The sequence below is a fragment of the Pseudomonas sp. GW821-FHT02B10 genome (assembly GCF_059421865.1).
In genome coordinates, this window is sequence record NZ_JBWKVU010000004.1 from 322,396 (window position 1) to 346,891 (window position 24,496).

A 24,496-nucleotide genomic window follows, 5' to 3' on the forward strand; every position below is an offset into this window, starting at 1 on the left:
CTTCTTCGACAGCCACAGACGGTGTTGCTACGCCCTGGGCGTGGTGCTCGCGGTCGGTGCCGCGGTGGCGCTGGGCAACTACTACCGCCTGCAGGTCGAGGACGTCTACCAGGCCAGTATCGAGATGCAGACCCAGGAGTACGCGGCGGATCTGCAGCAATGGAAGTCCGACGGTTTTGCCATTGGCGCGCTGTCGATCCTGGGGCGCCACAACCCCTCGCTGAAACGGGTGATCCTGGAGCGCGAGCCCTCCGCGGAATTGATGGCGCAGGCGGCGATCCCGTTGAAGACGCTGTCGATGGTGGTGGGCGCCAACCACGCCTTTGTCCTCAACCGCGACGGGGTGGTGGTGGCGGCCCACGATCACCAGGGCCAGGCGCCGCTGGGGCTGAATGTGGCCTTCCGGCCCTACTTCAAGGTGGCGTTCAACGGCGGCAGCAGCGTCTATGGCGCGATCAGCGTCACCACCGGCACCCGCATGTTCTACATGGCGGTCCCGGTCTACGAGTCGCGCACGCGCCAGGACCAGGTGATCGGGGTCCTGGTGGCGCGTTTCGACGGCAAGATGCTCGACACCAGCCTGAGCAAGCAGTATGGCGACGACCTGAAAATGATCCTGTCGCCCAGCGGCGTGGTGCTGGCCGCCAGCACTCCGGATTTTCTGCTTAAGGCCGATCGCGCCTGGTCGCTGCGCGAATTCGGTGGCGAGATCCGCCGCCAGTTCGGCGACTACCCGTTCGCCCACGGGGTGCCCGAACGCTTGCCCTTCGATGCCCATCAGCCGCAGGTCAAGCTGGACGGCCGGCGCTACAGCCTGTCCCGGGTCGATTTCGACTGGAACGACCCCAGCGGGCCCTGGACCCTGGTCACCCTGGGTGACCTGGATACGGTGCTGCCGGCCGAGCAGGTGCTGCTGATCAAGGGCTTGAGCGCGGTGGTGTTCCTGCTGTTGCTGTGGGGCGGCCTGCGGCGCCTGGCCGATGCCCGGCGGCACAAGGCCGACGTGGCGCGGATCGAGCAAAGCGAGCGACGCCTGGACATGGCCCTGCAAAGCGGCGCGCTGGGGCTGTGGGACTGGAACGTCAGCCTGGGGATCGTCATCAATAACGATGTCTGGCTGCGGATCCTCGGCTACAGCAAGGAGGAGCTGGACCAGACCTTTGGCAATGGCCTGGATCGCTGGGCCTGCCTGGTCCATCCCCAGGACCATGAGCCGGTCATGGCCAGGCTCAGGGCGCACCTGAACAACGAAGTCGAGGAGTACCGCGCCGAGTACCGCATGCGCAGCAAAAGCGGGCGCTGGTTGTGGGTGCTGGACATCGGCCGGGTCATGCAGCGTGATGCCGATGGCACGCCGACGCGGGTCACCGGGGTGCTGCAGGACATCACCCAGGCGGTCGAGGTGCAGCAGTCGATCGTCGACAGCCAGACCAAGTTGCAATCGATGATCGCCAACATTCCCGGGGTGGTGTTTCGCAGCCTGCCGGACGCCTCGCGGACCATGGTGTTCGTCAGCGAGGCCATCGAGGGTCTGAGCGGTTTTGCGGCGGCGCATTTCCTCGCCGGGCACAGCTATCGCGACCGGGTCCACCCCGACGACCTGGAGATCTTCGCCGGCTGCCTGGGTAGCGCCAGCTACATGCTCGAATACCGGATCATCACCGCCAGCCAGGAGGTGCGCTGGGTCTACGACAAGGGCCAGACCATTGTCGTGGACGGGGTGCCGCAGTACCTGGACGGGGTGATTTTCGACATCAGCGAGCGCAAGGCGGTGGAAGCCCAGGTCCAGCAATCGCGGCGCGACGCCGAGCTGGCGACCCAGGCCAAGTCAGAGTTTCTCGACAGCATGTCCCATGAAATCCGCACGCCGCTGAACGCGATCATCGGCATGGCCCACCTGGTGCAGGACATGCCCCTGGAGCGGGTGCAGCGCGACTACATCGAGAAGATCGACCGCGCGGCGCGCAACCTGGTGGGCACCATCAATGGCGTGCTCGACCTGTCGAAGATCGAAGCCGGCAAGCTGAGCATGGAGCAGGTCTGCTTCGACCTGCGCGAACTGGTGGACGATGTGTTGCTGCTGGTGCGCCAGCGCGCGGAAGAAAAGGCGCTGCAGCTGCGCCTGGACATTCCGGCCCTGCTGCCGCGCAGCTATGTCGGCGATCCGCTGCGCCTGGCCCAGGTGCTGACCAACCTGGTGGACAACTCGATCAAGTTCACCGAGGCCGGCCATGTGTGCATCGGCGTGTGCCTGGTGCGCCAGTGGAACGACAAGGCCCTGCTGTGCTTCAGCGTCACCGACACCGGGGTGGGCATCAGCGACGAGCAGCAGGCGCGGCTGTTCAATGCCTTTGTCCAGGCCGACCTGTCGATCAGCCGGCGTTACGGCGGCAGCGGCCTGGGGCTGACCATCTCGAAAAAAATCGTGCAGATGATGCAGGGCGACATCTGGGTGCACAGCAAGCCGGGGCAGGGCGCGGTGTTCAAGTTCACCGCGCAGTTGAGCCTGCCGCAGCGACGGCCGCAGGAGTTTCCGACGCTGAGTTGCAGCACGCCGGCCACGCCATCGGTAGCGGGCGCGGCGGGGCTGTGCACGGTCAACGACTATGCGCGATTGCTGGCGGGGACGCGGGTGCTGGTGGTCGAGGACAACCGGCTGAACCAGGATGTGTTGCAGGGCCTGCTGCAGCGCGCCGGAGTCCAGGTGGTGCTGGCCGCCAACGGCGCCGAGGCCTTGCAGCGGTTGCTCGAGGACGGGCACTTCGACGGGGTGCTGATGGATTGCCAGATGCCGGTCATGGACGGCTACGGCACCACGCGCAAGATCCGCGGTTACCCGCACCTGCGCTCGCTGCCGATCATCGCGGTGACCGCCAGCAGCCAGGCCGATATCCAGGGCCGGGTGCTGGCCGCCGGCATGAGCGACCTGGTGAGCAAGCCGCTGGAGGTCACGGCCTTCTATCGAACCCTGGTGCGTTGGATCAAGCACCTGGAACTGCCACCGGGGGAGATTGCGACAAGCCTGCCCAGCGCCGTCTCGACCCCGGGCTACGAGGGCATCGACTCGGCGCTGGGGCTGGCGGTGGTGAACCAGGATCTGGCGCTGCACCAGAAGCTGCTGGCGGATTTTCGCGATGACCAGCAGCAGGTCATCGAGCGCCTGTGGCTGGCCCATGCCACCGAGGACTTGCAGGCCATCGGTTTTCTGGCCCACAGCCTGCAAGGGGCGGCCGGCAATGTCGGCGCCACCGCGGTCAGGCAGGCCGCCAGGGAACTGGAGGAACAGTGCGCCGGGCAGGCCGACCTGGCGCCCTTGATCCGCCAGCTGGCGCAGTGCCTGGAACCGCTGCTGGCCAGCCTGGTGGGCTTGCCAACGGCGGGTGCCGAGCCTCTGGTCCGGGAGAACGAGGCACTGGGCAGTGAGCAGCTGTTCAAACTGGAGCGGCTGGCCAAGCTGCTGCACAACCATAATGCGCAGGCCCTGGCGCTGATCGATGAGTTGTGCGAGCAGAGCCGTAGCGGCGCCCTGCGGGCGATTCAGGAGCGGATCTACCGGCTGGAGTTCCAGCAGGCCTATGCGCTGCTGGTCGAGTTGCGCGCGGCCCAGGGCTAGCGCCCGGCGCGGGTCAGTTCGAGGTAGCGGGCCATCCGGTCCGTGCAGTGCTCCACCAGGCACTGGTGCAGGGCTCGCAGCGACTCGGTGATCTGCGAGCGGTGCGAGACCACCAGGCTCAGCGGCGCGGCATCGGCCTGCCAGCCGGGGAGCAGGGGCAGCAGGCGCCCGGCGAGCAGGTCCTCGACCACGTTCAACAACGGCAGGTAGACCACGCCGTGGCCGGCCACCGCCCAGCGCCGCGCAGCATCGCCATCGTCGCAGCAGAAATGCCCCTGTACCCGCACGTCCTCGACCTGGCCCGGCGCATGGAAACGCCAGCGGCTCTCCGGCCGGCCAATGCTGTGGCAGATGATGCACTCGTGCTCGCTCAGCTGTTCCGGCGATTCGGGCGTGCCATGCTCGGCCAGGTAGCCGGGCGCGGCGCAGGCGATGAAGTGGTGCTGCTTGAGCACCGGCAGTTCGACCAGGTCCAGCGCCAGGCTTTTGCCGTAGCGCAGCGCCGCGTCGAAGCGGCCCTTGAGCAGGTCCTCTTCCTTGTCGCTCAGGGCCAGCTTGATATACAGCCGCGGGCGTTCCTGCTTGAGCCGGGCGAGCAGGTCCAGCAGCAGGTTGCGGCCCAGGTCGGAAGACACCGTGAGCTCCAGCATGCCGTCGTCGTGGGTCAACGAGCGCTTGCCGTTGGCCAGGATCTTCAGGGCGTGCTGCGCGCTTTCCAGGTAACGCACGCCTTCGGGGGTGAGTTTCATGGTGCGGGTGGAGCGGGTGAACAGGCGTACGCCGAGACGGTTTTCCAGGCGCTTGAGCGCCAGGCTGGCGGCGGCCGGGGTGATCGACATGATGCGCGCGGCGGGCGACAGGCCCTGCAGCTCGGCAATCAGCACGAACAGTTCCAGGTCGGCGAGGTTAGGCATGGGCGAGGCTCACTGTCCGTTCACCGGCCGAAAAAGCTCTGTGACGAACTCAGCAAGGCCGCCGAGAGCGACGCCGGGCCGCAGGTGATGCATTGCTCGAACCCCGGTTGTTCATACATCCGCGCCATGGCCTGGGCGTGCCGGCCGGGAAGGTCGCCGCCGGGTTGCAGCAGGCTCAGGTGGTAGTCCAGCGCCAGGGCGAACAGGCGGGCCGAGAGTGGGAGATCGAGGCTTGCCGGGCTGCGGTCGCCCTGGAGCAGCGCCTCGGCATGGGTGATTTTCCAGGCGAGGTTGAGGATGCGGTCTTCCGGGTCGGCGTGGGCGAGAATCTCCTCGATCAGCACCCGGCTGTGGGCCAGGGCCTGGCCGATGCTGCCGCCGGGCTGGTTGAGGCCCATCAGGGCCAGGCAGGCGGCGCTGCGAAACGCCGCGGGGTCGCTCTGGGTCACGCCGCTGTCGAGCAGGATCGACAGGGTGTCGAGCAGCGCCTCGAGGCGGATCCGCGGGTTGCCGGCCAGCTGCAAGGCCAGGGCGCCGATGAAGCCGTCGCGCATGTCGCTGCCGGCCGAGGGCTCGGCCGCCGGTTGCGGGCTGTGCAGGGGTTTGTCGCGGTAACCCAGTTGTGTCGCCACCCGGGCCAGCACCACCGGCGGCGAAATCGGCTTGGCGATGTAGTCGGCGGCGCCGAGCAGCAGGCCCAGGCGTTCGTCTTCGACGCTGCTGCGCGAGGTCAGGAAAATCACCGGGATGGCTGCGGTCGCCGGGTGGCTCTTGAGTTCGCTGAGCACCTGGAAACCGTCCATCTCGGGCATCAGGATGTCGAGGATGATCAGGTCGGGGCTGGCGCTGCGGGCCAGGGCCAGGCCACGCTCGCTGTTCTTCGCCAGCAGCACTTCATATTCGCTCGTCAGGGTTTTCGAGAGCACGATCAACGACTGCGGGTCGTCGTCGATTGCCAGGAGGGTATAGGGCTTGGGGGCGTGCTCTGCGGGCATGACGGGGGCGCCTGATCAAGAGAGGGCGGCAGTTTATCTTATTTGATCGGCCGGTCGCGTTGGTGCGTTGCCGCAGGGGTCATGGGTGAAAGGTGTAGCGATCCTTGCCCGTGTGCTTGGACTGGTACAGCGCCTTGTCGGCCTTGAGCAGCGCCTGGTTCAGGCTGTCGTCGTCCTCGACCCGGGCCAGGCCGATGCTGACGGTCACCGGGTACCGGGCCCGGGCTTGGCGCACCACCTGGCACAGGCGTTCGGCCAGTTGCTCGACGTCGTCGCGCCGTACCCCGCCCAGGTAGATGGCGAACTCTTCGCCGCCCAGGCGCGCGTAGTCGAAGCCGGCCATGACCGTGCGGATATCCGTGGCCACCCGCTTGAGCACCTCGTCGCCGATGTCATGGCCGTACAGGTCGTTGATTTTCTTGAAGTTGTCGACGTCGATCATCGCCAGGTAGTGGTCATGCTCCCGGGGCTGCGCCGCCAGTTGCTCGCCGGCGCGGGCCATGAACGAGCGGCGGTTGGGGATGCCGGTCAGGCTGTCGTTGTAGGCCTGTTCCAGCAACAGCTTGGACATGATGTAGGTGTGCAGCTTGGCCTGGCGCAGCTTGATGAAGCTGTAGAGGGTCAGGGCGGTGAGGAACAGGGCGTAGATCAGCAGCATGGCGCCCTTGAGTTCCAGCACCGAGGTCTGGGTCATGATGAACGGGTCGAGCACCACCCAGGTCAGCACGAGGGTGGCGAAGAACGACCAGCGCCGCAGGGGCAGCACCGAGGCGCTGTAGAGAATGCTCGAGGCGCCGAGGATCAGCCAGTCGGGGCGCAGGTCCAGCGGCATGCCTTCGATCACCAGGCGGATACCCGCGCCGATGATCAGCACGAAAAGCAGGTTGAGCCACTGGAAGTACCGGGCGTTCTTGATGAAGGCCAGCATGATCGCGTTGATCGCCAGGGCGACCAGGAACGCCATCGAGTACAGGGTGAAGCCCTGCTTGCCGGGGAAGCTGACGATCAGGTTGAACAGCAGCCAGATGCTGATGCTGGCGACGTAGATCAGCAGGCAGAAACCGTGCAGCCGTTCGAAGTCGTACTGGGCGAACTCGGCCTTGAGGGCCGGCGGCGTGGCCTGTTTCAGCACTTGCGCTTCAATGGTCTTGAGCATTACGGGCCTTGGGCGTGAACGGGTGGACGGGAGCGATAAGCCTCCTGGCGAGCGCGCGGACTGCGCAGGGCCTCGGGGCTGAATGAAAGCAGTGGGCGTGGGACTTGTCCAACCGCGGCGGGCGCCGGTGTGGGCGTCCTTCAACGTCGCGGTGCGGTTTGTTCAAGGCGGGGTAGCTTGGCGCTCAGGTTACGCGCTTGAGGGCGACGCAGATACGTGATGGCCGCTGTCGGAGCGCGCAAGCGCGCGGAGCATGCCGGCCGGCATGCGCAGCAGCAGAGGCCTCGACGAGACCTCTGCGCCTGGGCTTCAGCCTGGTTGACGCTGTTTCAGCGCCGCATCCTGGGCATTGAAGGTACGCGCCGCGGCGGCCACTTCCTTGCGCACAATGGTCTTGCCGATCGGCGCCAGGGCGATGCCCGCCAGCTTCAGGTGCTGGATGCCGAAGGGAATGCCGATGATGGTGATAAAGCACAGCAGCGCCGACATCACATGCCCCAGCGCCAGCCAGATCCCGCCGAACACGAACCACAGCACATTGCCGATCACCCCCAGGCCGCTGGTGCCGATATCGTCCTTGTTGTTCAGCTCGCGCCGGCTGATCGCCTCCTTGCCGAACGGAAAGAACGAGAAGGCGCCAATCACGAAACAGGCCCGACCCCAAGGGATGCCGACGATGCTGATAAAGGCCAGGATGCCCCACAGCCACCAGCACAGGCCCATGAAAATGCCGCCGAGGATAAACCAGAGAAAATTGCCGATGGCGCTCATGTGAAGCTTCCTTGTTTGAACCGTGAAGGGTATCGCACAGGCCCCGTTCGAGGCCCGTGCAGGTATAGACGCTTATTCCTTGCGCCGAGTCAGGCCGGAGACAATCGCCACCAGCAACAGGCTGATGCCCCAGCCGATCAGGGTTTCGAGCCACACCAGAAAGCGGATGCTATGTCCCCAATCCCAGTTCCAGAATTCCACCCAGGCATTGGGGGAGGGCGTCGTGGTGATCGGTCCCCAGTCCTTCTCCTGTTGCAGATCGACCAGTGACAACAGAATGTCCAGCGAGTAGGCGCCAGGGCTGAAGCCAGTGTACTCACCACGCAAGGCATCGCAGGTGTACCAGTTGCCGATCCCTGAAGGGATGGGCGTATCGGGCGAGCGCTTTTGCCAGCCTTCTCCATACTCCTTTCGACAGGTGGTATAGGCGTCGCTCTGGAACACCAGTGGGTTGCTTGGGGCGAATACGTTCTGCTCGACGGCGGCGTACCAGTAGACGGTGGTGAAGGCTAGCCAGATGCCGAGAATCCATGCCAGTAGGCGCATGGGGCGATAGCCGTAGCCGGTGAGGGCGCCATAGAGCACATGCGGGACAATACCAAGCCAGCGAAATCCCCGAGGCCAGTGAGCCGTTCTCTTGCCCACGGAGCCTACCTCGCGCAAACGCCTCTCGAAGGCGATCCCGACTTCCTGGGCTTCATCGGCATGTCCCATTTCTTCGAGCTTGTGTTTCAGGTGTCGCCAGGGCTGTGGGCGAAATCCGCTCTTTTCGCCTTTTGAACCATTGGTTCCCGCAGCAGACGGTATTTGTTTATCTAGCCAGGCAAGTCGGGTTTTGGCTTTTGCTCCATTACTCAGGAAGTCATAGGTAAACCCGTCCAGTTGCAAACCCTCTCCCCAAGACTTCGCATCATCGGTCAGCGTCCTGACTTTTGTATTGTTGAGAAGGGCTTTTTGGAGGGGGATCGCCAGTCCCTTAACAATTAACGAGCCTGCGATAAATGCGGATTGGGCAATCAGGGCGTAACCGCCCCTACCATCGAGTCGCGCGCCGGTGAAATTGAGCTGACCTCCGATGTTAGCTCCTGAAAGTCGAACGGTACCTTCAGATCTGAAGTCGGTTGACAGATTGACGTTGCCTTTAATGACAGAGCCGTCCATTGCCAATGAGACATCTTTAACCGCAATGATGCGGCAGGACGTGCAATTCAACTGGCCATTCAGGGTAATGCCCGCGAGGCTAACGTCACCAATGGAGGAGAACCCTCCTCGCATGTTCAGGTTTCCGCTGATCTGGATGCGGTCGGCGCGTATGGCTGCAAAACCTCGGCCATCGATAGAACTCTCGCTAAGGGTTAATGAACCTTCAATCTTGGCGCCGAGCAGGTTGATTGATCCGAAAGAGAACAGCTGCCGTATGGAAAGAGAGCCTGCTATTGACACGAGTGGGGCCTGGACTCCTGCCCAGGCACTGCCATCCAGGCTCACTCGACCATCGATGGACGCATTGTTCAAAAAGAGCGTATTGAAGCAAAGGCAGTTTTGCAGCAAGAAGGCGGTAGGTATCTTGCTTGAGCGAAGGTCCAGTATTCCCTCGATGTAAGCTCCACGGAGCCTTACACCCTGTTCATGCACGATGTTTACCTTGTCCCCCCCCATAATCAGGAAGCGAAGGAAGTCCGCGCGAATGGTATTTTCCGATGTCGCCTGTTCCGGTCGGTGTGCGCTGAAGCTGGCGACTTTTCCTGAAAGCGTACATCTCAGCAGTTTTTCTTCAGCAGGCTTTAAAGGTCGAAAGTCATTCAGCACATGACTCATTTGGCAGCCTCGTCGACTTGAGGCGTGCCGGTAGGCAGTACCTCAATCTGCAAGCCGTTGGCCTGCATGGCATCGCGATTGGCCTCGGCAAAGCCTGGGTGAACTCCTGCAACCAGGGTTGACTCGACGGGGGTAACCTGTTGTTCGATGCTGCAACCAGCAAGAAGGGACAACGCGCAAAGTGTGAGCAAGGAACGCATAAAAACATCCATGTAGGATTGCCGGTCGGCAAAAAAAGTGGCGCTATGCTATCGGCTTGCCGTCCCGGACAAAAGCACAAATCCCTGCTTCACCCGAGAGTAACCACCTGATGCTTCTACAGATTGACCGCGCCCGGTCGACACAGCGACTTGTGGCGGTTGCCGGGTCGAAGACTAAATAACGCACGCTTCACTCGTTAGTGAAAGGGCGCATTAAATCCTGCGCCCCCGCACGACATTCCCCTTTATCCGAGAGTTTCGAACAAATGGAATTGAGCCCGTTGTCCAGCCCATCCCGTCTTGTCGCACCCCGGCTGAGGCTACCGTTGATCCTGGCCAGCCTGTTGTCCCTGGCCGGTTGCCAGACGCCAAAAAGCACCGCGTCGGCCCTTCAGCCCACGGCAGAAGCATCGCTACAGCAGAACGCCCAGGCCTTCAGCGATCAGTTCAGGGCCTTGATGGTGCGCAATGCCTTTGCCGCCAACAGCCAGGCGTTGGTAGGGACAGTGGATCTGGTGGTGAAGATCGATCGCCAGAACGAGCTGCGCAGTTGCGAGACCCGGCCCAACGCCCATCTGGCGCCGGTCCCGGCCCTGGAAAGCCTGGCCAGGCAAGTGTGCTGGGACAGCCTGTTTCCCAAGGTGCCGGTCGAAATGTACGGAACCGAGGAGGAGATGGTGATTGTCGCGCCGCTGGTATTTCCGGCCCTCGACGAGTCCGAATCTGAGCGACAGTGGCGAGCGCGGACGGTCCAGGCTTATGCGCAAAGCCGCTTCTTCTGGACGCAGACTTTGGGCAAGCAGCCTGTCGACAGCATTGGCAAGGCCCATGTGCGCTTTGTCGCCAATGCCCAGGGGCAGGTGCAGGAGTGCCTGGTCAACCTCGATCCGGTTGCCGAGCGGCGGGACGCTTTCAAGCTGGACAGCGACCTGCAGGCGCGCCTGACCGCGCAGTGCAAGCAGCTGAACCTGCGGCAGATGCCCGGCTTCAAGGTGGGTGACAAGGGGCTAGCGGGGGGCAGTGTGCTGGTGGAATACGCGCCGTGGAAAGGCGGTCCGAAATACAACTGACCGCCGTCACAGGGATCTGCAGGAGGAACCGCTCGACCCTCGATGGCTTGCGATCAGCGAAGCTGAGGCGGTCAGGCGCAGCGCGTTTTCGTTGACGATTTATCGCGAGCAAGCTCGCTCCTACAAAGGCGACATGCAGTTCAGGAGCCGCATTCAGGGATCGACCTGGGCCATCAGCTCCGGGATCGATTCCGGGCGTTTGGCGTAACGCTGGGCCAGCACCGCGCAGACCATCAGCTGGATCTGGTGGAACAGCATCAGCGGCAGGATCAGCACGCCCATGGTGCTGCCGGCGAACAGCACCTGGGCCATGGGCACGCCGGTGGCCAGGCTTTTCTTCGAGCCGCAGAAGAGGATGGTGATGCGGTCTTCCTGGTTGAAGCCCAAGAGCTTGCTCAGCAGGCTGGAAGCCAACAGTGCCAACGCCAGCAGCACGCAGCAGGCCAAGACCAGCCCGCCCAGTTCCCACAACGGGATCTGATGCCAGATGCCTTCGTTCACCGCCTCGCTGAAGGCGCCGTAGACCACCAGCAGGATCGAGCCCTGGTCGACGAATTTCAGCCAGTTCTTGTTGCGGCCGACCCAGGCGCCGATCCAGCGGCGGGCGATCTGCCCGGCGATAAAGGGCAGCAGCAATTGCACGCTGATCTTGACGATGGCATCCACGGTCGAGCCGGCATCGCCGTGCACATTCAGCAGCAGGGTCACCAGCAACGGCGTGAGGAAAATCCCGAACAGGCTGGACGCCGCGGCGCTGCAGATCGCCGCCGGCACGTTGCCCCGCGCCAGGGAGGTGAAGGCAATCGCCGACTGCACGGTGGCGGGCAGGGCGCAGAGGTAGAGCATGCCCAGGTACAGGTCGTTGCCGATCAGCGGTGACAGCAGCGGCTTGAGCGCCAGCCCGAGGATCGGGAACAGCACGAAGGTCAGGCTGAAGATCAGCAGGTGCAGGCGCCAGTGGCCGGCCCCGGCGATGATCGCCTCGCGCGACAGCTTGGCGCCGTGGAGGAAGAACAGCAGGGCGATGGCGGCGTTGGTCAGCCAGCCGAAGCCTAGCGCCACCTGGCCGCTGGCCGGCAGGAAGCTGGCCAGCAGCACCACGCCGATCAGGGTCAGGGTGAAATTGTCGGGCAAAAGACGTGAGCGACTCATAATGGGACCATCCAAGGGTTGCCAGAGCGGTGGGCCGACTCTAACGTGATGATGGACTGCCGACTAACGCCAATGAGCCAGTAAATGCCGCCTAAAGGACATGAAAAGATCGTCCAACGCAGTATTCCCGGTCTGCCGAGCCTGCCTCGACCGGTGTACGGGCGCACCGAATCCCTGCCCAATCGGGCGCTGACCCGGCGCCACAGCCACCCTTGGGTGCAATTGTCCTATGCCATCCAGGGCGTGCTGGAAGTGCAGACCAGCGCCGGGCGTTTCATCGCCCCGCCGCAACGGGCGGTGTGGATTCCCGCTGGCATGCCGCACAAGGTGTTCAGCTCGCCGCGCACTGAAATGCGCAGCCTGTACCTGGATTGCCGTGTCACTGCCTGGGCCGGCGAAACCTGCCAGGTGCTGGCGGTGAGCAGCCTGCTGCGCGAATTGATCCGTGCCTTCAGCGAGCTGCCGGTGGAGTACGCCGAAGATGGCGCCGACGGGCGCCTGGCCCAGGTCCTGCTGGATCAACTGGCCGCCGCGCCGCAACTGGACCTGATGTTGCCGCTGCCCCAGGACCCGCGCCTGCGGCAGATCTACCGCAGCCTGCAAGCGCACCCGGACCAGCCGACCACCCTGGGGCAGTGGAGCGAGAAACTGGGGGTGACGGAGAAAACCCTGAGCCGCCTGTTCCTGCGGGACACCGGCCTGACCTTCCGCGCCTGGCGCCAGCGCCTGCGCCTGCTGGGCGCCCTGACGCCCCTGGAGAACGGCGAGCGGGTGACGGACGTGGCACTGGCCTGCGGCTACGACTCGACCTCGGCCTTTATCGCCGCGTTCCGCCAGCAGTTCGACGCGACGCCCGGGGAGTTTTTCCGCCCGTAACGGTAGGAGCGAGCTTGCTCGCGATGGCGCCGGCGGCTGCAACCTCAATCTAAGCCGGCGTCAGCCGCTCGGCCCTGGCCGGCGCGGCCACGGCCAGTGGCGCGAAGCTGTGGGGCTGGGCCATGTTCCACATGCGCGCGTAGAACTCCGAACTGATAGGGCGTTGCAATAGCTCGCCGGGTTCGAGGAACACGTGGATCTGCGAGAACAGCCGGACCTCGGTGGTGGTCAGGCGCCGCACCAGGTGCTTGGCCTGCAACTGTGCCGGGTGGTCGAGGCCGGCGGCGCTGAGCATTTCGCCGAGGGCGACCAGGGTGTTGCGATGGAAGTTGTGCACCCGCTCGGCCTTGTCCGTGACCTGCAGCGCTTTCTGGCGCAGCGGGTCCTGGGTGGCGACGCCGGTGGGACATTTGTTGGTGTGGCAGCTTTGCGACTGGATGCAGCCGATGGCGAACATGAAACCGCGCGCGGCGTTGACCCAGTCGGCGCCGATGGTCAGCACGCTGGCGATGTCGAAGGCACTGATCACCTTGCCGCTGGCGCCCAGTTTGATCTGCGAACGCAGGCCGGCGCCGACCAGGGTGTTATGCACGAACAGCAGGCCCTCGCGCATGGGCATGCCGATGTTGTCGGTGAACTCGCGAGGCGCGGCGCCGGTGCCGCCTTCCTTGCCGTCGACCACGATAAAGTCCGGCTGGATGCCGGTCTCGAGCATGGCCTTGACGATGGCCATGAACTCCCAGGGATGACCCACGCAGAACTTGAAGCCCACCGGCTTGCCACCGGACAGGTTGCGCAGCTTGACGATGAACTCCAGCAGTTGCAGGGGCGTGCTGAACTCCGAGTGCCGCGCCGGCGATACGCAGTCGTGGCCCATCTGCACGCCTCGGGTCTTGGCGATTTCGGCGGTGACCTTGTGCTTGGGCAGGATGCCGCCATGCCCCGGCTTGGCGCCCTGGCTGAGCTTGATCTCGATCATCTTCACCTGCGGATGGCTGGCCTGCTCGGAGAAGCGCTGGGCATCGAAATGGCCGTCCAGGGTGCGGCAACCGAAGTAGCCGCTGCCGATTTCCCAGATCAGGTCGCCGGCGAATTCCTGGTGATAGGGGCTGATGCTGCCCTCCCCGGTGTCGTGGGCGAAGCCGCCGAGCCGGGCGCCTTTGTTCAGGGCGCGGATGGCGTTGGCGCTCAGCGCGCCGAAGCTCATGGCCGAGATGTTGAACACCGAGGCGCTGTAGGGCTGCTGGCAATCCGGCCCGCCCACCACCACGCGGAACTGGCTGGGGTCGCAGGCATCGCCCGGGACCATGGAGTGGCTGATGAATTCGAAGCCGGGCTGATAGACGTCGGCCAGGGTGCCAAAGGCCTTCTCCGCGGGCTGGTTCTTGGCGCGGGCGTAGACCATCGAACGCTGCGAGCGGGAGAAGGGCAGCTTCTCGTCGTCGCCTTCCAGCAGGTACTGGCGGATCTCCGGGCGAATCGACTCGATCAGGTAACGGATATTGCCGATGATCGGGTAGTTGCGGCGCACCGCATGGTGGCTTTGCAGCAGGTCGTTGAGGCCGACCAGGCTGAGCACCCCGGCCAGCACGATCAGCCCCTGGCCCCAGAGGCTGGCGGGCCAGAACAACAGGCCGAACAAGGTAAGGGCAAGGCAAAGGATCAGGGTCGCGTAGCGACTGAGCAGCGATATCTTCATGGTCGTTCCTTGGGCAAATCGCAAGACATGGGTTCAGGCGGTCAGGGCGGGCTCAATCCGCGTTGCGGATCTGCCGATAGCGCTCCTGCAGCTCCTGGCGCTGCTGTTTGCGCAGCAGACCCTGGGCGTAGCGGCGTTGTTCGGTGGCGGTTTCCGGCACGAAGGCGCGCACCGGGTGCGGGCGCCCGTCGGGGTCGACGGCGACCATGGTGAAGTAACAACTGTTGGTGTGGCGCACCGTGCGTTCGTGGATGTTCTCGGTCATCACCTTGACCCCGACCTCCATCGAGGTGCGCCCGGTGTAATTGACCGAGGCGAGGAAGGTCACCAGTTCGCCGACATGGATCGGCTCCTTGAAGATCACCTGATCCACCGACAGCGTGACCACATAGCGCCCGGCGTAGCGCTTGGCGCAGGCGAAGGCCACCTCGTCGAGCAGCTTCAGCAGGGCGCCGCCGTGCACGTTGCCGGAGAAATTGGCTTTGTCGGGCGTCATGAGCACGCTCATGCTCAATTGATAACTGCCTGGTTCCATGGGTGACCTCATCAGTAATCGATGCTGTCCGGATAGGCAGGCTAGAGCCCCACGGACAGTATTTGGCTGGAGATCGGAGGGTAATAAGAAGTCTTGATAGTTAGCTAGCTATCTTTTGCAATGAGCTGTTGTGGGGATTGCAATAATGAGTGGGGAGAGGGCGATACCTAGCGCTTGTTATTCAACGGTGAGTCGCTTTGGTTGCAGTCAGGGCTAACAACCCTGCCGAGTTCACGCGCATGGGGAGCAGATTCGTTCAAGCCTATCGGTAATACCGCGAACTCTGTAGCCGCTGCCGCAGGCTGCGATCGGGCGCTTGCGCCTGCCAAACCTGATCCACGACTTGAACGACTGTTTCTTTGCATGACACCGACCTGTAGGAGCGAGCTTGCTCGCGATAGCGTCCGTGCTCGCGCTGCCGTTTTTTGGACGGTGTCATAGATAGCCAAAGAATCGAATACAGGGTCAATAATGATAACGACGGATTGCTTGTTCAAGACGGAATTCCGTCTTCGGAGGATTGTCCATGAGCCGCGCAACAATGAAGAGCTTATCGACATCATCGACCATGTGTCGCATGTAACAGTTGACCATTCGATAGCGTTCTATGGCGAAATAGGTGTTCATTATTTTGATTTTTTCGTCCATATCACCGTCATCGCCTACGTTGCCAGCACCTGGCCCGAAAACATTGTGGCTTTCAAACAGTAGGTAGCCACCCGGCTTTAGAAACGACACCAGGCGCTTCATGTAGTTTTCAAACCCCATATTGAGGTTGCCATCAATGGTGTGATGATTGGAAAACGACAGCACCACATCAAATTTTTTATCTGTGGCAAATACCGAAAAATCGCTTTCTATAAACTCTATATTGTCGCGCTTCAAATAACGCGCGGTATCCTTTGCCACTTTATTGAGAAAAGGGTTGAGTTCGACGGCTGTCACGGATTTTGCCAGTCGCGAACAATAAGCTGAGACAAAACCGCAGTTGCTGCCGATGTCCAGTACGTCAGCGCCCTTCAATTCTTCATCGATGGCGTATTGCTTGAACCGAAAACCCGTAGGCTTCAGGCCTGTGATTCCCAGTTCTTCCAAGCCCTGATAGAAATATCCTTGGCTGTATTGTTGCTTCTTTGGCCAGTTCTTCTGCTGCTCCTTCAAGTGCCCTCGCAAACGCTTCTGGATGAAAAGCGTGCCTTTGAAGAGCCCCTTCCAGAAATCAAAAAATGAAAGCCTGACGCTGTATGGAATTTCCATTGATAACCCTGAAATAAGACGTCGATACTGGTGAACCTTCCAGACTATCGGCCGCAGGTGGATTCACATTAGGCGTGCAGCCTTAACAAGATGATCACGGCGTTGCTGGATCGGCTGACACACCACTGCCGCATCGTCGAAACAGGCAGCAACGAGTCCTACCGCCTGCAACACAGCAGGTTGGTCGCCCAGATAAAGATCAAACATGACATATCCATTGCTGCGGTCACGGCGGCTTATGGTCTCGCCCTTACGGCGGGGCACTTTTTACAAGCTTCTGTAGGGGCGAGGCTTGTCCGCGATGGCGGTGGTGGCTTCGCTGGTGATGTTGGACGGGGTACATATCCATTTCTGCGGTCACGGCGGCTTATGGTTCCGCCCTTACGGCGGGTCACTTTTGGCAAACGCCCGGAATGCCGGCCCAGCCAAAAGTAACCAAAAGGTCTTGCCCCTGCGTACGGCCTTCGCTGCGCTCAGGTTCCCTCGCTCCGGTCCTACTCCGTGGGCCGCCGCCACAGGCCATCCATGGCCTGGGGCGGCTAACTCGGCATCCCTGCCGAGTTGCCCACTGCGCAGAACCTCCACTCGGCCTCCCGATGGGGCGGGTGGATCAAGATCAAAAACAAAGCCAAAGCCAAAGCCAAAGCACAGCAAGAGCAAAGGCTAAGGCGGTTCGGTTAAGGCTCTGGCAGGTCCATCGCTCGTTGCTCTGCCAAGTGCAACACATCGCATCCGTCCTGCAACAACAAGGTTGCCACGCTGGAGAAGCGCATCAGGTCGAGGTCGTCGGCGTTGCGGCTGGTCATGCCGGACACGCTGTCCAGCATGTCCCGGGCAGCGCGGATGCGCAGGCCGGCGTAGGTCAGCAGGTCAAGCAAGGGGGCTTGCGGGTTGATAAAGGCGACGGGGTGGTCGGTGGTGTTGGAAGAGGTGAGGGGTTGGAAATCCATGACGGTGACGCTCCATGAAGGAAGTTTAGGGTGTGCTCATGGAGATTCGGACGGCCAAATCCGGTCGCAGCGTTGGGAGCGACGAAACGGAATATAGGAGGCGTATAGCGGAGTAACAAGCCTGGAGGGCATGTTTACACCAGATACAGAAACGCCTTACACGAGCCGTCATTAATGGCTGAATAAATGGGGGTAGCAGCATTTATTTCAGGCTTGTTCTCTATCTCCTTGGTTCCAGATGTGTTGCCTATCCTCTGTTATCCCTCTCTTTCCCATGGCACACTCTTCGTGAATTTTCCGTTGTTGTATATTTTGATCCGCTGTAGCGGAATAAATGTCTCCTGGAATTACGCGAAGCACCTTTTTAGGAACGGCTTATTCTGCTCAACCTTCCCTTTACTTAGGAGAACACCCCATGAGCATCACTCGCTACGGCACCGGCAGCACCGCCGGTGGTGGCCAGCCTCGTCCTTTCGCTCGTGCCGTTGAGGCTGACGGTTGGTTGTATGTATCCGGTCAGGTGCCGGCGTTGGATGGTGAAATTATTCATGGCGGGATCGTTGAGCAGACGCATCAGACGATGCGCAATGTGGTGGCGATTCTGGAGGAGGCTGGGTACGGGCTGGAGGATGTGGTGCGGGTTGGGGTGTGGTTGGAGGATCCGCGGGATTTCTGGAGTTTCAACAAGGTGTTCGGCGAGTACTTCAAGCCGGAACACGCGCCGGCGCGGGCCTGTGTGCAGGCCAGCATGATGGTGGATTGCAAGGTTGAGATCGATTGTGTGGCTTACAAGAAGAAGTAGGGCTGTAGGCCGCTGATCGCGAGCAAGCTGCTCCTACAGGGGCGGGTTCGTTCGTTGTAGCCGCTGCCGAGCTTTGGCGAGGCTGCGATCGACCCCGCAGGGGGCGCGACGATTTCAAGAGCTTGCGCCCGCGTTGCGGTCGATCGCAGCCTCGCGGGCTCGGCAGCGGCTACGGGGATAGGGGCAATGCCGGGGTTTTGGGGCGCCGGAAATTTCGCAGTTTTTTGCAAAAGGCACAGACATGACCGAAGACACCATCAAGCGCCGGGCCAAGGGGCTGGACCGGGCGTTCGATATTCTCGATTTCCTCAAGGAGATCGGCCAGCCGTTGCGGCCCAACGATATCGCCAAGGGGATCGGCAGCCCCAAGTCCACGGTGTACGAGCTGGTGGCGTCCTTGCTGGAGCGGCGGGTTCTGGAGCCGGTGGGCCAGGACGGGCATGTGTACCTGGGGCGTCAGCTGTACTTTCTTGGGCAGGCCCATCTGCGCCATTTCGACCTGACCCGCGAGGCCGACTCGGCCTTGCAGGAGATCGTCAGCCAGACCCGCGAGACCGCGCAGATGTGCCTGCTCAACGGGCGCAAATACACGGTGGCGCTGATGAAGGAGGGCGAGCGGCATTTCCGCATCTCCTCGAATATCGGCGAGAACGCGCCGATTCCCTGGACCGCTTCCGGGCGGCTGCTGCTGGGGCATTTGAGCGATGAGCAGATCGTCGAGTTGATCGACGAGCGCGACTTCATGCTCCCTGACGGGGAGCGTCTGCCTGTGGCGACCTTCTTGAAGGAAATCCGCCAGGCCACGCAGGACGGTTTCTTCTCCTTCGACAGCGTGGCCGACACCTTTACCCATTGCTTCGCCGCCCCGGTGCGGGACGAGCGCGGGGTGTGCATCTGCACCCTGTGCATCGTCGCGCCACGGGCCGATGCCCAGAACAATTACGCCGACTACCGCCGGGTGCTGATCGACAGCGCGAATCGCCTGGCCCGTCGCATCAACGACTAATGCCAGCCTCTGTGGCTGCGCCGTAAGGAGTTCGAATATGTCTTCTGCCTTGATCAATGCCGCGGTGGAAAAGGGCGCCGCCCAACCGGGTGTCAGCCTGGTGCGCGATGTCAGCCTGCCGGCCCTGGTGCTGCACCGCGCGGCGCTGGAACACAACATCCGCTGGATGCAGAAGTTCGTCAGCGACAGCGGCGCCGAGCTGGCGCCCCACGGCAAGACCAGCATGACCCCGGCGCTGTTCCGTCGGCAGCTGGAGGCGGGCGCCTGGGGCATCACCCTGGCCACCGCGGTGCAGACCCGCGCGGCCTACGCCCACGGTGTGCGCCGGGTGCTGATGGCCAACCAGCTGGTGGGCACGCCGAACATGGGGCTGATCGCCGAGCTGCTGGCCGATCCGACGTTCGACTTCTATTGCATGGTCGATCACCCGGACAACGTCGCCGACCTCGGGCAGTTCTTCGCCGCGCGCGGGGTGCGTCTGAACGTGATGATCGAGTACGGCGTGGTCGGCGGCCGTTGTGGCTGCCGCAGCGAGCAGGAAGTGCTGGACCTGGCGCAGGCGATCAAGGCGCAACCGGCCTTGGCCTTGTGCGGTATCGAGGGCTACGAAGGGGTGATCCATGGCGATCACGCGGTCAGTGGCATTCGGGAGTTTGCCGCGTCCCTGGTGCGCCTGGCGGTGCAGTTGCAGGACGACGGGCTGTTCGCTATCGACCGGCCGATCATTACCGCCTCGGGGTCGGCCTGGTATGACCTGATCGCCGAGTCCTTCGAGGCGCAGAACGCCCAGGGGCGTTTCCTCAGTGTGCTGCGCCCCGGCAGTTACGTGGCCCACGACCATGGCATCTATAAAGAGGCGCAGTGCTGCGTGCTCGACCGTCGCAGCGACCTGCACGAAGGCCTGCGTCCGGCGCTGGAAGTCTGGGCCCATGTGCAGTCCCTGCCGGAGCCGGGGTTCGCGGTGATCGCCCTGGGCAAGCGCGACGTGGCCTATGACGCCGGTCTGCCGGTGCCGTTGTTGCGCTACAAGCCGGGCGTGCTGCCGGCCAAGGGCGATGATGTCAGCGCCTGCAAGGTCACGGCGGTGATGGACCAGCATGCGTTCATGACCGTGGCGCCGGGGGTTGAGTTGCGGGTGGGGGACATTATTGCTTTTGGTACTTCGCACCCGTGTTTGACCTTTGATAAGTGGCGCACCGGATTGCTGGTGGATGAGCGGCTGGATGTGCTGGAGAGCATGGAGACCTGTTTCTAGAGTAGGTCTGGCACCTGCTGCGCAGGTAATCGCGGGCAAGCCTCGCTCCTACGGATATGAGGCGTACACGCCTTGGCAAACGACACCAACCTTGTAGGAGCGAGGCTTGCCCGCGAAGACGTTCTTTCTCACAACAAAAAACTCTCAGAGACACCCCACCATGAACACCTGCACCACCGGGAAACGCATCGCCCTGATCGGCGAATGCATGATTGAACTGCAACACCGCGCCGACGGCAGCCTGCAACAGAGCTTCGGCGGCGACACCTTGAACACCGCCGTGTACCTGGCCCGTGAATTGGGCGAGGGCGCCCATGTCGACTATGTCACCGCCCTCGGTGACGACAGTTTCAGCGACGCCATGTGCCAGAGCTGGGCCGAGGAAGGCATCGGCCTGGGCATGGTCCAGCGCCTGCCGGGGCGTTTGCCCGGGTTGTATTGCATCCAGACCGACGCCAAGGGCGAGCGGCGCTTTCTTTACTGGCGCAACGAAGCGGCGGTGCGCGACTGTTTCACCACCCCCGCGGCCGAGCCGATCCTCGCGGCGTTGCCGGCCTACGCGGTGCTGTATTTCAGCGGCATCACCCTGGCGGTGCTCGGTGAGTTGGGGCGCAAGAAGCTGATTGGGACCTTGATCGAGGCGCGTCAGCGTGGGGCGCAGGTGGTCTTCGACAACAACTACCGCCCGCGGCTCTGGGCCTCGGTGGAGCAGGCGCAGGCGGCTTATCGCGAGGCGCTGGCCTATGTCGATCTGGCGCTGCTGACGGTGGATGACGAGCAGGCGCTGTTCGGTTATGCCGACAGCCAGGCGGTATTGGCGGCCTACGCGGACACGCCGGAAGTGGTGCTCAAGCGCGGCGCTGAACCTTGCCTGATCCGCTGTGGCGGCGAGTCGTTCGAGGTGCCGGCGCAGCGGGTGGAGCAGGTGGTGGACACCACGGCGGCGGGGGATTCGTTCAGTGCGGCGTATCTGGCGTGTCGCTTGAAAGGCGGCAGTCCGCAGCAGGCGGCGCAGGCCGGGCATCGCTTGGCGAGCCGGGTGATCCAGGTACCGGGGGCGTTGATCCCAAGACCCTGAGGCACCCCTGTAGCCGCTGCCGCAGGCTGCGATCGACGGCGCAGCCGGCGCAAGGGCGGTATCCCTGATTTTTCAGATAGGTCGCGTCGCCAGGTTTTGCGGCCCCTGCGGTGCCGATCGCAGCCTGCGGCAGCGGCTACAGGGGCGCGATGGAGGCCGCATGGCGGTCACTCGTGACACTTCAATCGCGGTAGAACACCTGCACCAGGTGGTAACCGAACTTGCTCTTGATCGGCCCGTGCACGGTGCGCAGGGGCTTTTTGAAGATCACCTGGTCGATGGCTCCGACCATCTGCCCCGGCCGCACTTCACCCAGGTCGCCGCCGCGTTTGCCGGAGGGGCAGGTGGAGTATTTCTTCGCCAGCACGTCGAAGGCTTCGCCCTTGGCGATGCGCTGCTTGAGCTGTTCGGCCTCTTCGGCGGTTTTCACCAGGATGTGGCGGGCTTGGGCTTTCATGGGGCAATTACCTTGGAACGGTGCGGACGGCGGGGGCGGATTATGCCTGAAATCAGCCCTGCCGGCCGATCATCTGACGAATCTTCTGGGCCAGCGCCTCGATGGAAAACGGCTTGGCGATCAGGTCCATGCCGGCGTCGAGAAAGCCCTGGCGCTCGGCGGCCTTTTCCGCGTAACCGGTCATGAACAGCACCTTGAGTTCCGGTCGCTGCTGGCGGGCGATCTCCGCCAGCTGCCGGCCGTTCATGCCCGGCAGGCCGACGTCGGTCACCAGCAGGTCGACACGCCGCTCGGACTCCAGCAACGGCAGGGCGCTCTTGGCGTCCTCGGCCTCGAAGGCGCTGTAGCCCAGTTCGCTCAGCACGTTGAGCACCAGCATACGCACCGCCGGGTCGTCCTCCACCAGCATCACCGATTCGCCGGCCACCGCGTACGGCGCTTCGACGCTGGCCGGTGCCGGGCTGTCGGTTTGGGCACCGCTGTACAGGCGCGGCAGGTACAGGCGCACGCAGGTGCCCTGGCCCGGTTCGCTGCTGATGGTCAGGTGGCCGCCGGATTGCTGGGCGAAGCCGTAGATCATCGACAGCCCCAGGCCCGTGCCCTGGCCGATGGGCTTGGTGGTGAAGAACGGATCGAAGGCCTTGGCCAGCACTCGCGGGGTCATGCCGGCGCCGTTGTCGCTGACGCCGAGCATCACGTAGTCGCCGGCCTTGACCGGTTCCAAGGTGCCCAGGTCGCTGCCGTTGAGGTAGCTGTTGGCGGTCTCGATGGTCAGCACGCCGCCGTCGGGCATGGCGTCGCGGGCGTTGATCACCAGGTTGAGCAGGGCGTTTTCCAGCTGGCTGGCGTCGCTGTTGATCGACCAGACGTTGGCGCCCAGGTTCATCTTCAGCTCGATATGCTCGCCCTTGGTGTGGTTAAACAGATCGTGCAGCGAACGCACCAGCTGGTTCGGCTCCAGCGGCCGGCGGTCCAGCGACTGGCGTCGGGAGAACGCCAGCAGGCGGTGGGTGAGGGCGGCCGCGCGCTTGGCCGAGGACATCGCGGCCTCGGTGAAGCGGCCGATCTCCGCGCTGCGGTCGGCGTCGATGTAGCGCTGCATCAGCTCCAGGCTGCCGATGATGCCGGTGAGCATGTTGTTGAAGTCGTGGGCGATGCCGCCGGTGAGCTGGCCCACGGCTTCCATCTTCTGCGCATGGCGCAGGGCGTTTTCGGCGCGCTCGCGTTCGAACATCTCGCTCTGCAGGCGCTGGTTGGCGGCGGCCAGCGCCTGGGTGCGCTCGGCCACCCGTTCTTCCAGGGTTTCGTTGAGGTTGCGCAGGGCTTCCTCGGTCTGTTTGCGCTCGGTTTCATCGATCACGAAGATGTAGAAACCATTGATCGCGCCGTCGGCGCCGTAGCGCGGCAGGTACTTCATCAGCGCATGCCGCGCGCGCCCGTCGCGGTGCGGCGAGTTGGCTTCGAAGCTACAGGGTTTGCCGGCCAGGGCGGCGGCGATCTTGTCGGCGCGGGTGGCGTAGATCTCGTCCCCCACCACTTCGCGGATGGTCCGCCCGTACAGCTCTTGCGGGGTCAGGCCGTACCAGTCGAGGTAGGCGCTGTTGTTCAGGCGAAAGCGCTCTTCGTGGTCGACGTAGCCGATCAGCACCGGCATGGCGTTGATGATCAGCTGCAATTCGGTCTGGCTCTGGCGCAGCGCCTGTTCCATCTGCTTGCGGTCGGTCAGGTCCAGGGCGGCGCCGAGGAAGCGCACCGGCCGGCCGTGGTGATCCTTGTAGCAGCGCCCGCGGGCGAAGACCCAGCGGATCTGCCCGTCGGGCTGTTGCAGGCGGTATTCCTCGGCGTATTCGGTGCCGTGGGTGATGCAGTGCTTGATGCTGCGCGCCACCATGCCGCGGTCTTCCGGGTGCACGCCCTTGAGGTAGTCGCTGATGGGCAGTTGTCCGGCCAGGGCCGGGTCGATGCTGTGCAGCTGGGCGAAGTGGGCGTCGGCGATAAAGCGGTCGTCGCCGATGTCCCAGTCCCAGGTGCCGACCGCGTCGGTCGCTGCCAGCGCCAGTTGCAGGCGCTCTTCGGTTTCGTGCTGGGCCTTGAGGCTGGCCGCCGAGCGCTGCTCCAGTTCCAGGGCGATGCGTCGGCGCTCGTTGGTTTCGATGCTGGTGACCAGGATCCCGGCGACTTCGCCGCTTTCGTCGCGGATCGGGCTGTAGGTCAGGTCCAGCCAGACGTCCGATTCACGGCCGTGGCGCAGCAGGGTGAAGGGTTTTTCGCTGAAGGTGCGCACCTGGCCTTGCAGCACGGCTTGGTAGATCGGCGCGGTGAAGTCCTGGAGTTCCGGCCAGGTCAGGTGGGTCGACTGGCCGAAGGCGCCAGGGTGCTTGTTGCCGGCCAGCAGGGCGAAACCGTCGTTGTAGATCTGTGTCAGTTGCGCGCCCCACAACAGCAGCATCGGCATCGGCGAGTGGATCACGATGTCCACTGCGGTGCGCAGGCTCTGCGGCCAGTGGTCGACCGCGCCCAGCGGCGTGGCGGCCCAGTCCAGCCGGGCAATCAGGGTTTCGGCTTCGCTGCCGGAGGGGGAGGCGTTCATGTCGGGGGTGTCCTGAGCGTGCATCACGCCGGCATTGTAGCCGCTGCCGCAGGCTGCGATCGACGGCGTAGCCGGCGCAAGGGCGGTTTTCCCGGACCTGGTGGACCGGGTCGCCAGGTTTTGCGGCCCCTGCGGTGCCGGACGCAGCCTGCGGCAGCGGCTACAACTGGCACCGCGCCCAGCCCTTGTAGCCGCTGCCGAGCCTGCGAGGCTGCGTAAAGGCCCGCAGGGCCTTCAGCGGTCCTGAGATCGCGCCCCTGCGGGTCGTTCGCAGCCTGCGACAGCGGCTACAGGGGCAACGA

General features: G+C 63.4%; 20 protein-coding genes and 1 pseudogene. 8 read left to right on the top strand and 13 right to left on the bottom strand.

Annotated features, from left to right (window positions below):
* Positions 1 to 43: 43 nt before the first annotated feature.
* A complete protein-coding gene (locus AC07VU_RS11915) occupies positions 44 to 3,613 on the top strand; it encodes a PAS domain-containing protein (protein ID WP_495029971.1) in 3,570 nt (1,189 codons plus the stop codon).
* Here AC07VU_RS11915 and AC07VU_RS11920 read toward each other — a convergent pair.
* The 6 genes from AC07VU_RS11920 to AC07VU_RS11945 form a co-directional block, all read right to left on the bottom strand.
* Positions 3,610 to 4,527 carry a LysR family transcriptional regulator gene (locus AC07VU_RS11920; RefSeq protein WP_495029899.1) on the bottom strand — a complete coding sequence of 306 codons (918 nt, stop codon included), beginning with the start codon at positions 4,525 to 4,527 and terminating at the stop codon, positions 3,610 to 3,612. The two genes, AC07VU_RS11915 and AC07VU_RS11920, sit on opposite strands and share 4 nt — an antisense overlap.
* 20 nt (positions 4,528 to 4,547) lie before the next feature.
* On the bottom strand, positions 4,548 to 5,522 hold the full coding sequence (locus AC07VU_RS11925) for a response regulator (protein ID WP_495029900.1): 975 nt from the start codon (positions 5,520 to 5,522) through the stop codon (positions 4,548 to 4,550).
* A 79-nt stretch (positions 5,523 to 5,601) separates the two neighbouring features.
* Entirely contained in the window at positions 5,602 to 6,678 is a 1,077-nt protein-coding gene (locus AC07VU_RS11930) for a GGDEF domain-containing protein (RefSeq protein ID WP_053261726.1), read from the bottom strand.
* Between the two features lie 309 nt (positions 6,679 to 6,987).
* Positions 6,988 to 7,449, bottom strand: a complete 462-nt coding sequence (locus AC07VU_RS11935; protein WP_009044436.1) for a YccF domain-containing protein — start codon at positions 7,447 to 7,449, stop codon at positions 6,988 to 6,990.
* 72 nt (positions 7,450 to 7,521) lie between these two features.
* A complete protein-coding gene (locus AC07VU_RS11940; RefSeq protein WP_274303804.1) occupies positions 7,522 to 9,267 on the bottom strand; it encodes a hypothetical protein in 1,746 nt (581 codons plus the stop codon).
* Positions 9,264 to 9,467 (bottom strand): hypothetical protein, encoded by a 204-nt coding sequence (locus AC07VU_RS11945; protein ID WP_101338381.1) that lies wholly within the window; start codon positions 9,465 to 9,467, stop codon positions 9,264 to 9,266. Before AC07VU_RS11945 ends, AC07VU_RS11940 begins: the two co-directional genes overlap by 4 nt.
* Before the next feature lie 281 nt (positions 9,468 to 9,748).
* On the opposite strand from AC07VU_RS11945, the gene AC07VU_RS11950 reads away from it, so the two are divergent.
* A complete protein-coding gene (locus tag AC07VU_RS11950; RefSeq protein WP_277589132.1) occupies positions 9,749 to 10,537 on the top strand; it encodes a hypothetical protein in 789 nt (262 codons plus the stop codon).
* Positions 10,538 to 10,690: 153 nt separating this feature from the next.
* Here the strand turns inward: AC07VU_RS11950 and AC07VU_RS11955 are convergent, their stop codons facing one another.
* A complete protein-coding gene (locus AC07VU_RS11955) occupies positions 10,691 to 11,689 on the bottom strand; it encodes a bile acid:sodium symporter family protein (RefSeq protein WP_495029901.1) in 999 nt (332 codons plus the stop codon).
* An 84-nt stretch (positions 11,690 to 11,773) separates the two neighbouring features.
* On the opposite strand from AC07VU_RS11955, the gene AC07VU_RS11960 reads away from it, so the two are divergent.
* Positions 11,774 to 12,565, top strand: a complete 792-nt coding sequence (locus AC07VU_RS11960; RefSeq protein ID WP_102679551.1) for an AraC family transcriptional regulator — start codon at positions 11,774 to 11,776, stop codon at positions 12,563 to 12,565.
* A 49-nt stretch (positions 12,566 to 12,614) separates the two neighbouring features.
* Here AC07VU_RS11960 and AC07VU_RS11965 read toward each other — a convergent pair whose 3' ends face one another.
* From AC07VU_RS11965 to AC07VU_RS11975, 3 genes are all read right to left on the bottom strand, one after another.
* Positions 12,615 to 14,264, bottom strand: a complete 1,650-nt coding sequence (locus tag AC07VU_RS11965) for an FMN-binding glutamate synthase family protein (protein ID WP_495029902.1) — start codon at positions 14,262 to 14,264, stop codon at positions 12,615 to 12,617.
* Positions 14,265 to 14,316: 52 nt separating this feature from the next.
* Positions 14,317 to 14,799 carry an acyl-CoA thioesterase gene (locus AC07VU_RS11970; protein WP_053261720.1) on the bottom strand — a complete coding sequence of 161 codons (483 nt, stop codon included), beginning with the start codon at positions 14,797 to 14,799 and terminating at the stop codon, positions 14,317 to 14,319.
* A 465-nt stretch (positions 14,800 to 15,264) separates the two neighbouring features.
* The gene (locus AC07VU_RS11975) at positions 15,265 to 16,056 is read right to left on the bottom strand and encodes a class I SAM-dependent methyltransferase (RefSeq protein WP_457276678.1); all 792 of its coding nucleotides are present in this window, start codon (positions 16,054 to 16,056) and stop codon (positions 15,265 to 15,267) included.
* Between the two features lie 87 nt (positions 16,057 to 16,143).
* On the opposite strand from AC07VU_RS11975, the pseudogene AC07VU_RS11980 reads away from it, so the two are divergent.
* A pseudogene (locus AC07VU_RS11980) lies at positions 16,144 to 16,233 on the top strand (ATP-binding protein); the annotation flags it as partial.
* Between the two features lie 500 nt (positions 16,234 to 16,733).
* On the opposite strand, the gene AC07VU_RS11985 reads toward AC07VU_RS11980, so the two are convergent.
* The gene (locus AC07VU_RS11985; RefSeq protein ID WP_457242471.1) at positions 16,734 to 17,006 is read right to left on the bottom strand and encodes a hypothetical protein; all 273 of its coding nucleotides are present in this window, start codon (positions 17,004 to 17,006) and stop codon (positions 16,734 to 16,736) included.
* 415 nt (positions 17,007 to 17,421) lie between these two features.
* On the opposite strand from AC07VU_RS11985, the gene AC07VU_RS11990 reads away from it, so the two are divergent.
* The 4 genes from AC07VU_RS11990 to AC07VU_RS12005 all read left to right on the top strand — a co-directional run bounded on the left by AC07VU_RS11990 (position 17,422) and on the right by AC07VU_RS12005 (position 21,147).
* The gene (locus AC07VU_RS11990) at positions 17,422 to 17,808 is read left to right on the top strand and encodes a RidA family protein (RefSeq protein WP_007927369.1); all 387 of its coding nucleotides are present in this window, start codon (positions 17,422 to 17,424) and stop codon (positions 17,806 to 17,808) included.
* A 241-nt stretch (positions 17,809 to 18,049) separates the two neighbouring features.
* Positions 18,050 to 18,814 (top strand): IclR family transcriptional regulator, encoded by a 765-nt coding sequence (locus AC07VU_RS11995; RefSeq protein WP_009044425.1) that lies wholly within the window; start codon positions 18,050 to 18,052, stop codon positions 18,812 to 18,814.
* A 37-nt stretch (positions 18,815 to 18,851) separates the two neighbouring features.
* Positions 18,852 to 20,069: an amino acid deaminase gene (locus AC07VU_RS12000; protein ID WP_495029903.1), complete on the top strand. Its 1,218-nt coding sequence runs from the start codon at positions 18,852 to 18,854 to the stop codon at positions 20,067 to 20,069.
* Positions 20,070 to 20,229: 160 nt separating this feature from the next.
* Complete coding sequence (locus AC07VU_RS12005) at positions 20,230 to 21,147, top strand: sugar kinase (protein WP_495029904.1); 918 nt, start codon at positions 20,230 to 20,232, stop codon at positions 21,145 to 21,147.
* A gap of 181 nt (positions 21,148 to 21,328) precedes the next feature.
* Here the strand turns inward: AC07VU_RS12005 and AC07VU_RS12010 are convergent, their stop codons facing one another.
* Both AC07VU_RS12010 and AC07VU_RS12015 read right to left on the bottom strand, forming a co-directional pair.
* Complete coding sequence (locus AC07VU_RS12010) at positions 21,329 to 21,604, bottom strand: peptidylprolyl isomerase (RefSeq protein WP_007932676.1); 276 nt, start codon at positions 21,602 to 21,604, stop codon at positions 21,329 to 21,331.
* Positions 21,605 to 21,656: 52 nt separating this feature from the next.
* Positions 21,657 to 24,194, bottom strand: a complete 2,538-nt coding sequence (locus tag AC07VU_RS12015) for a PAS domain-containing hybrid sensor histidine kinase/response regulator family protein (protein WP_495029905.1) — start codon at positions 24,192 to 24,194, stop codon at positions 21,657 to 21,659.
* Positions 24,195 to 24,496: the final 302 nt, after the last annotated feature.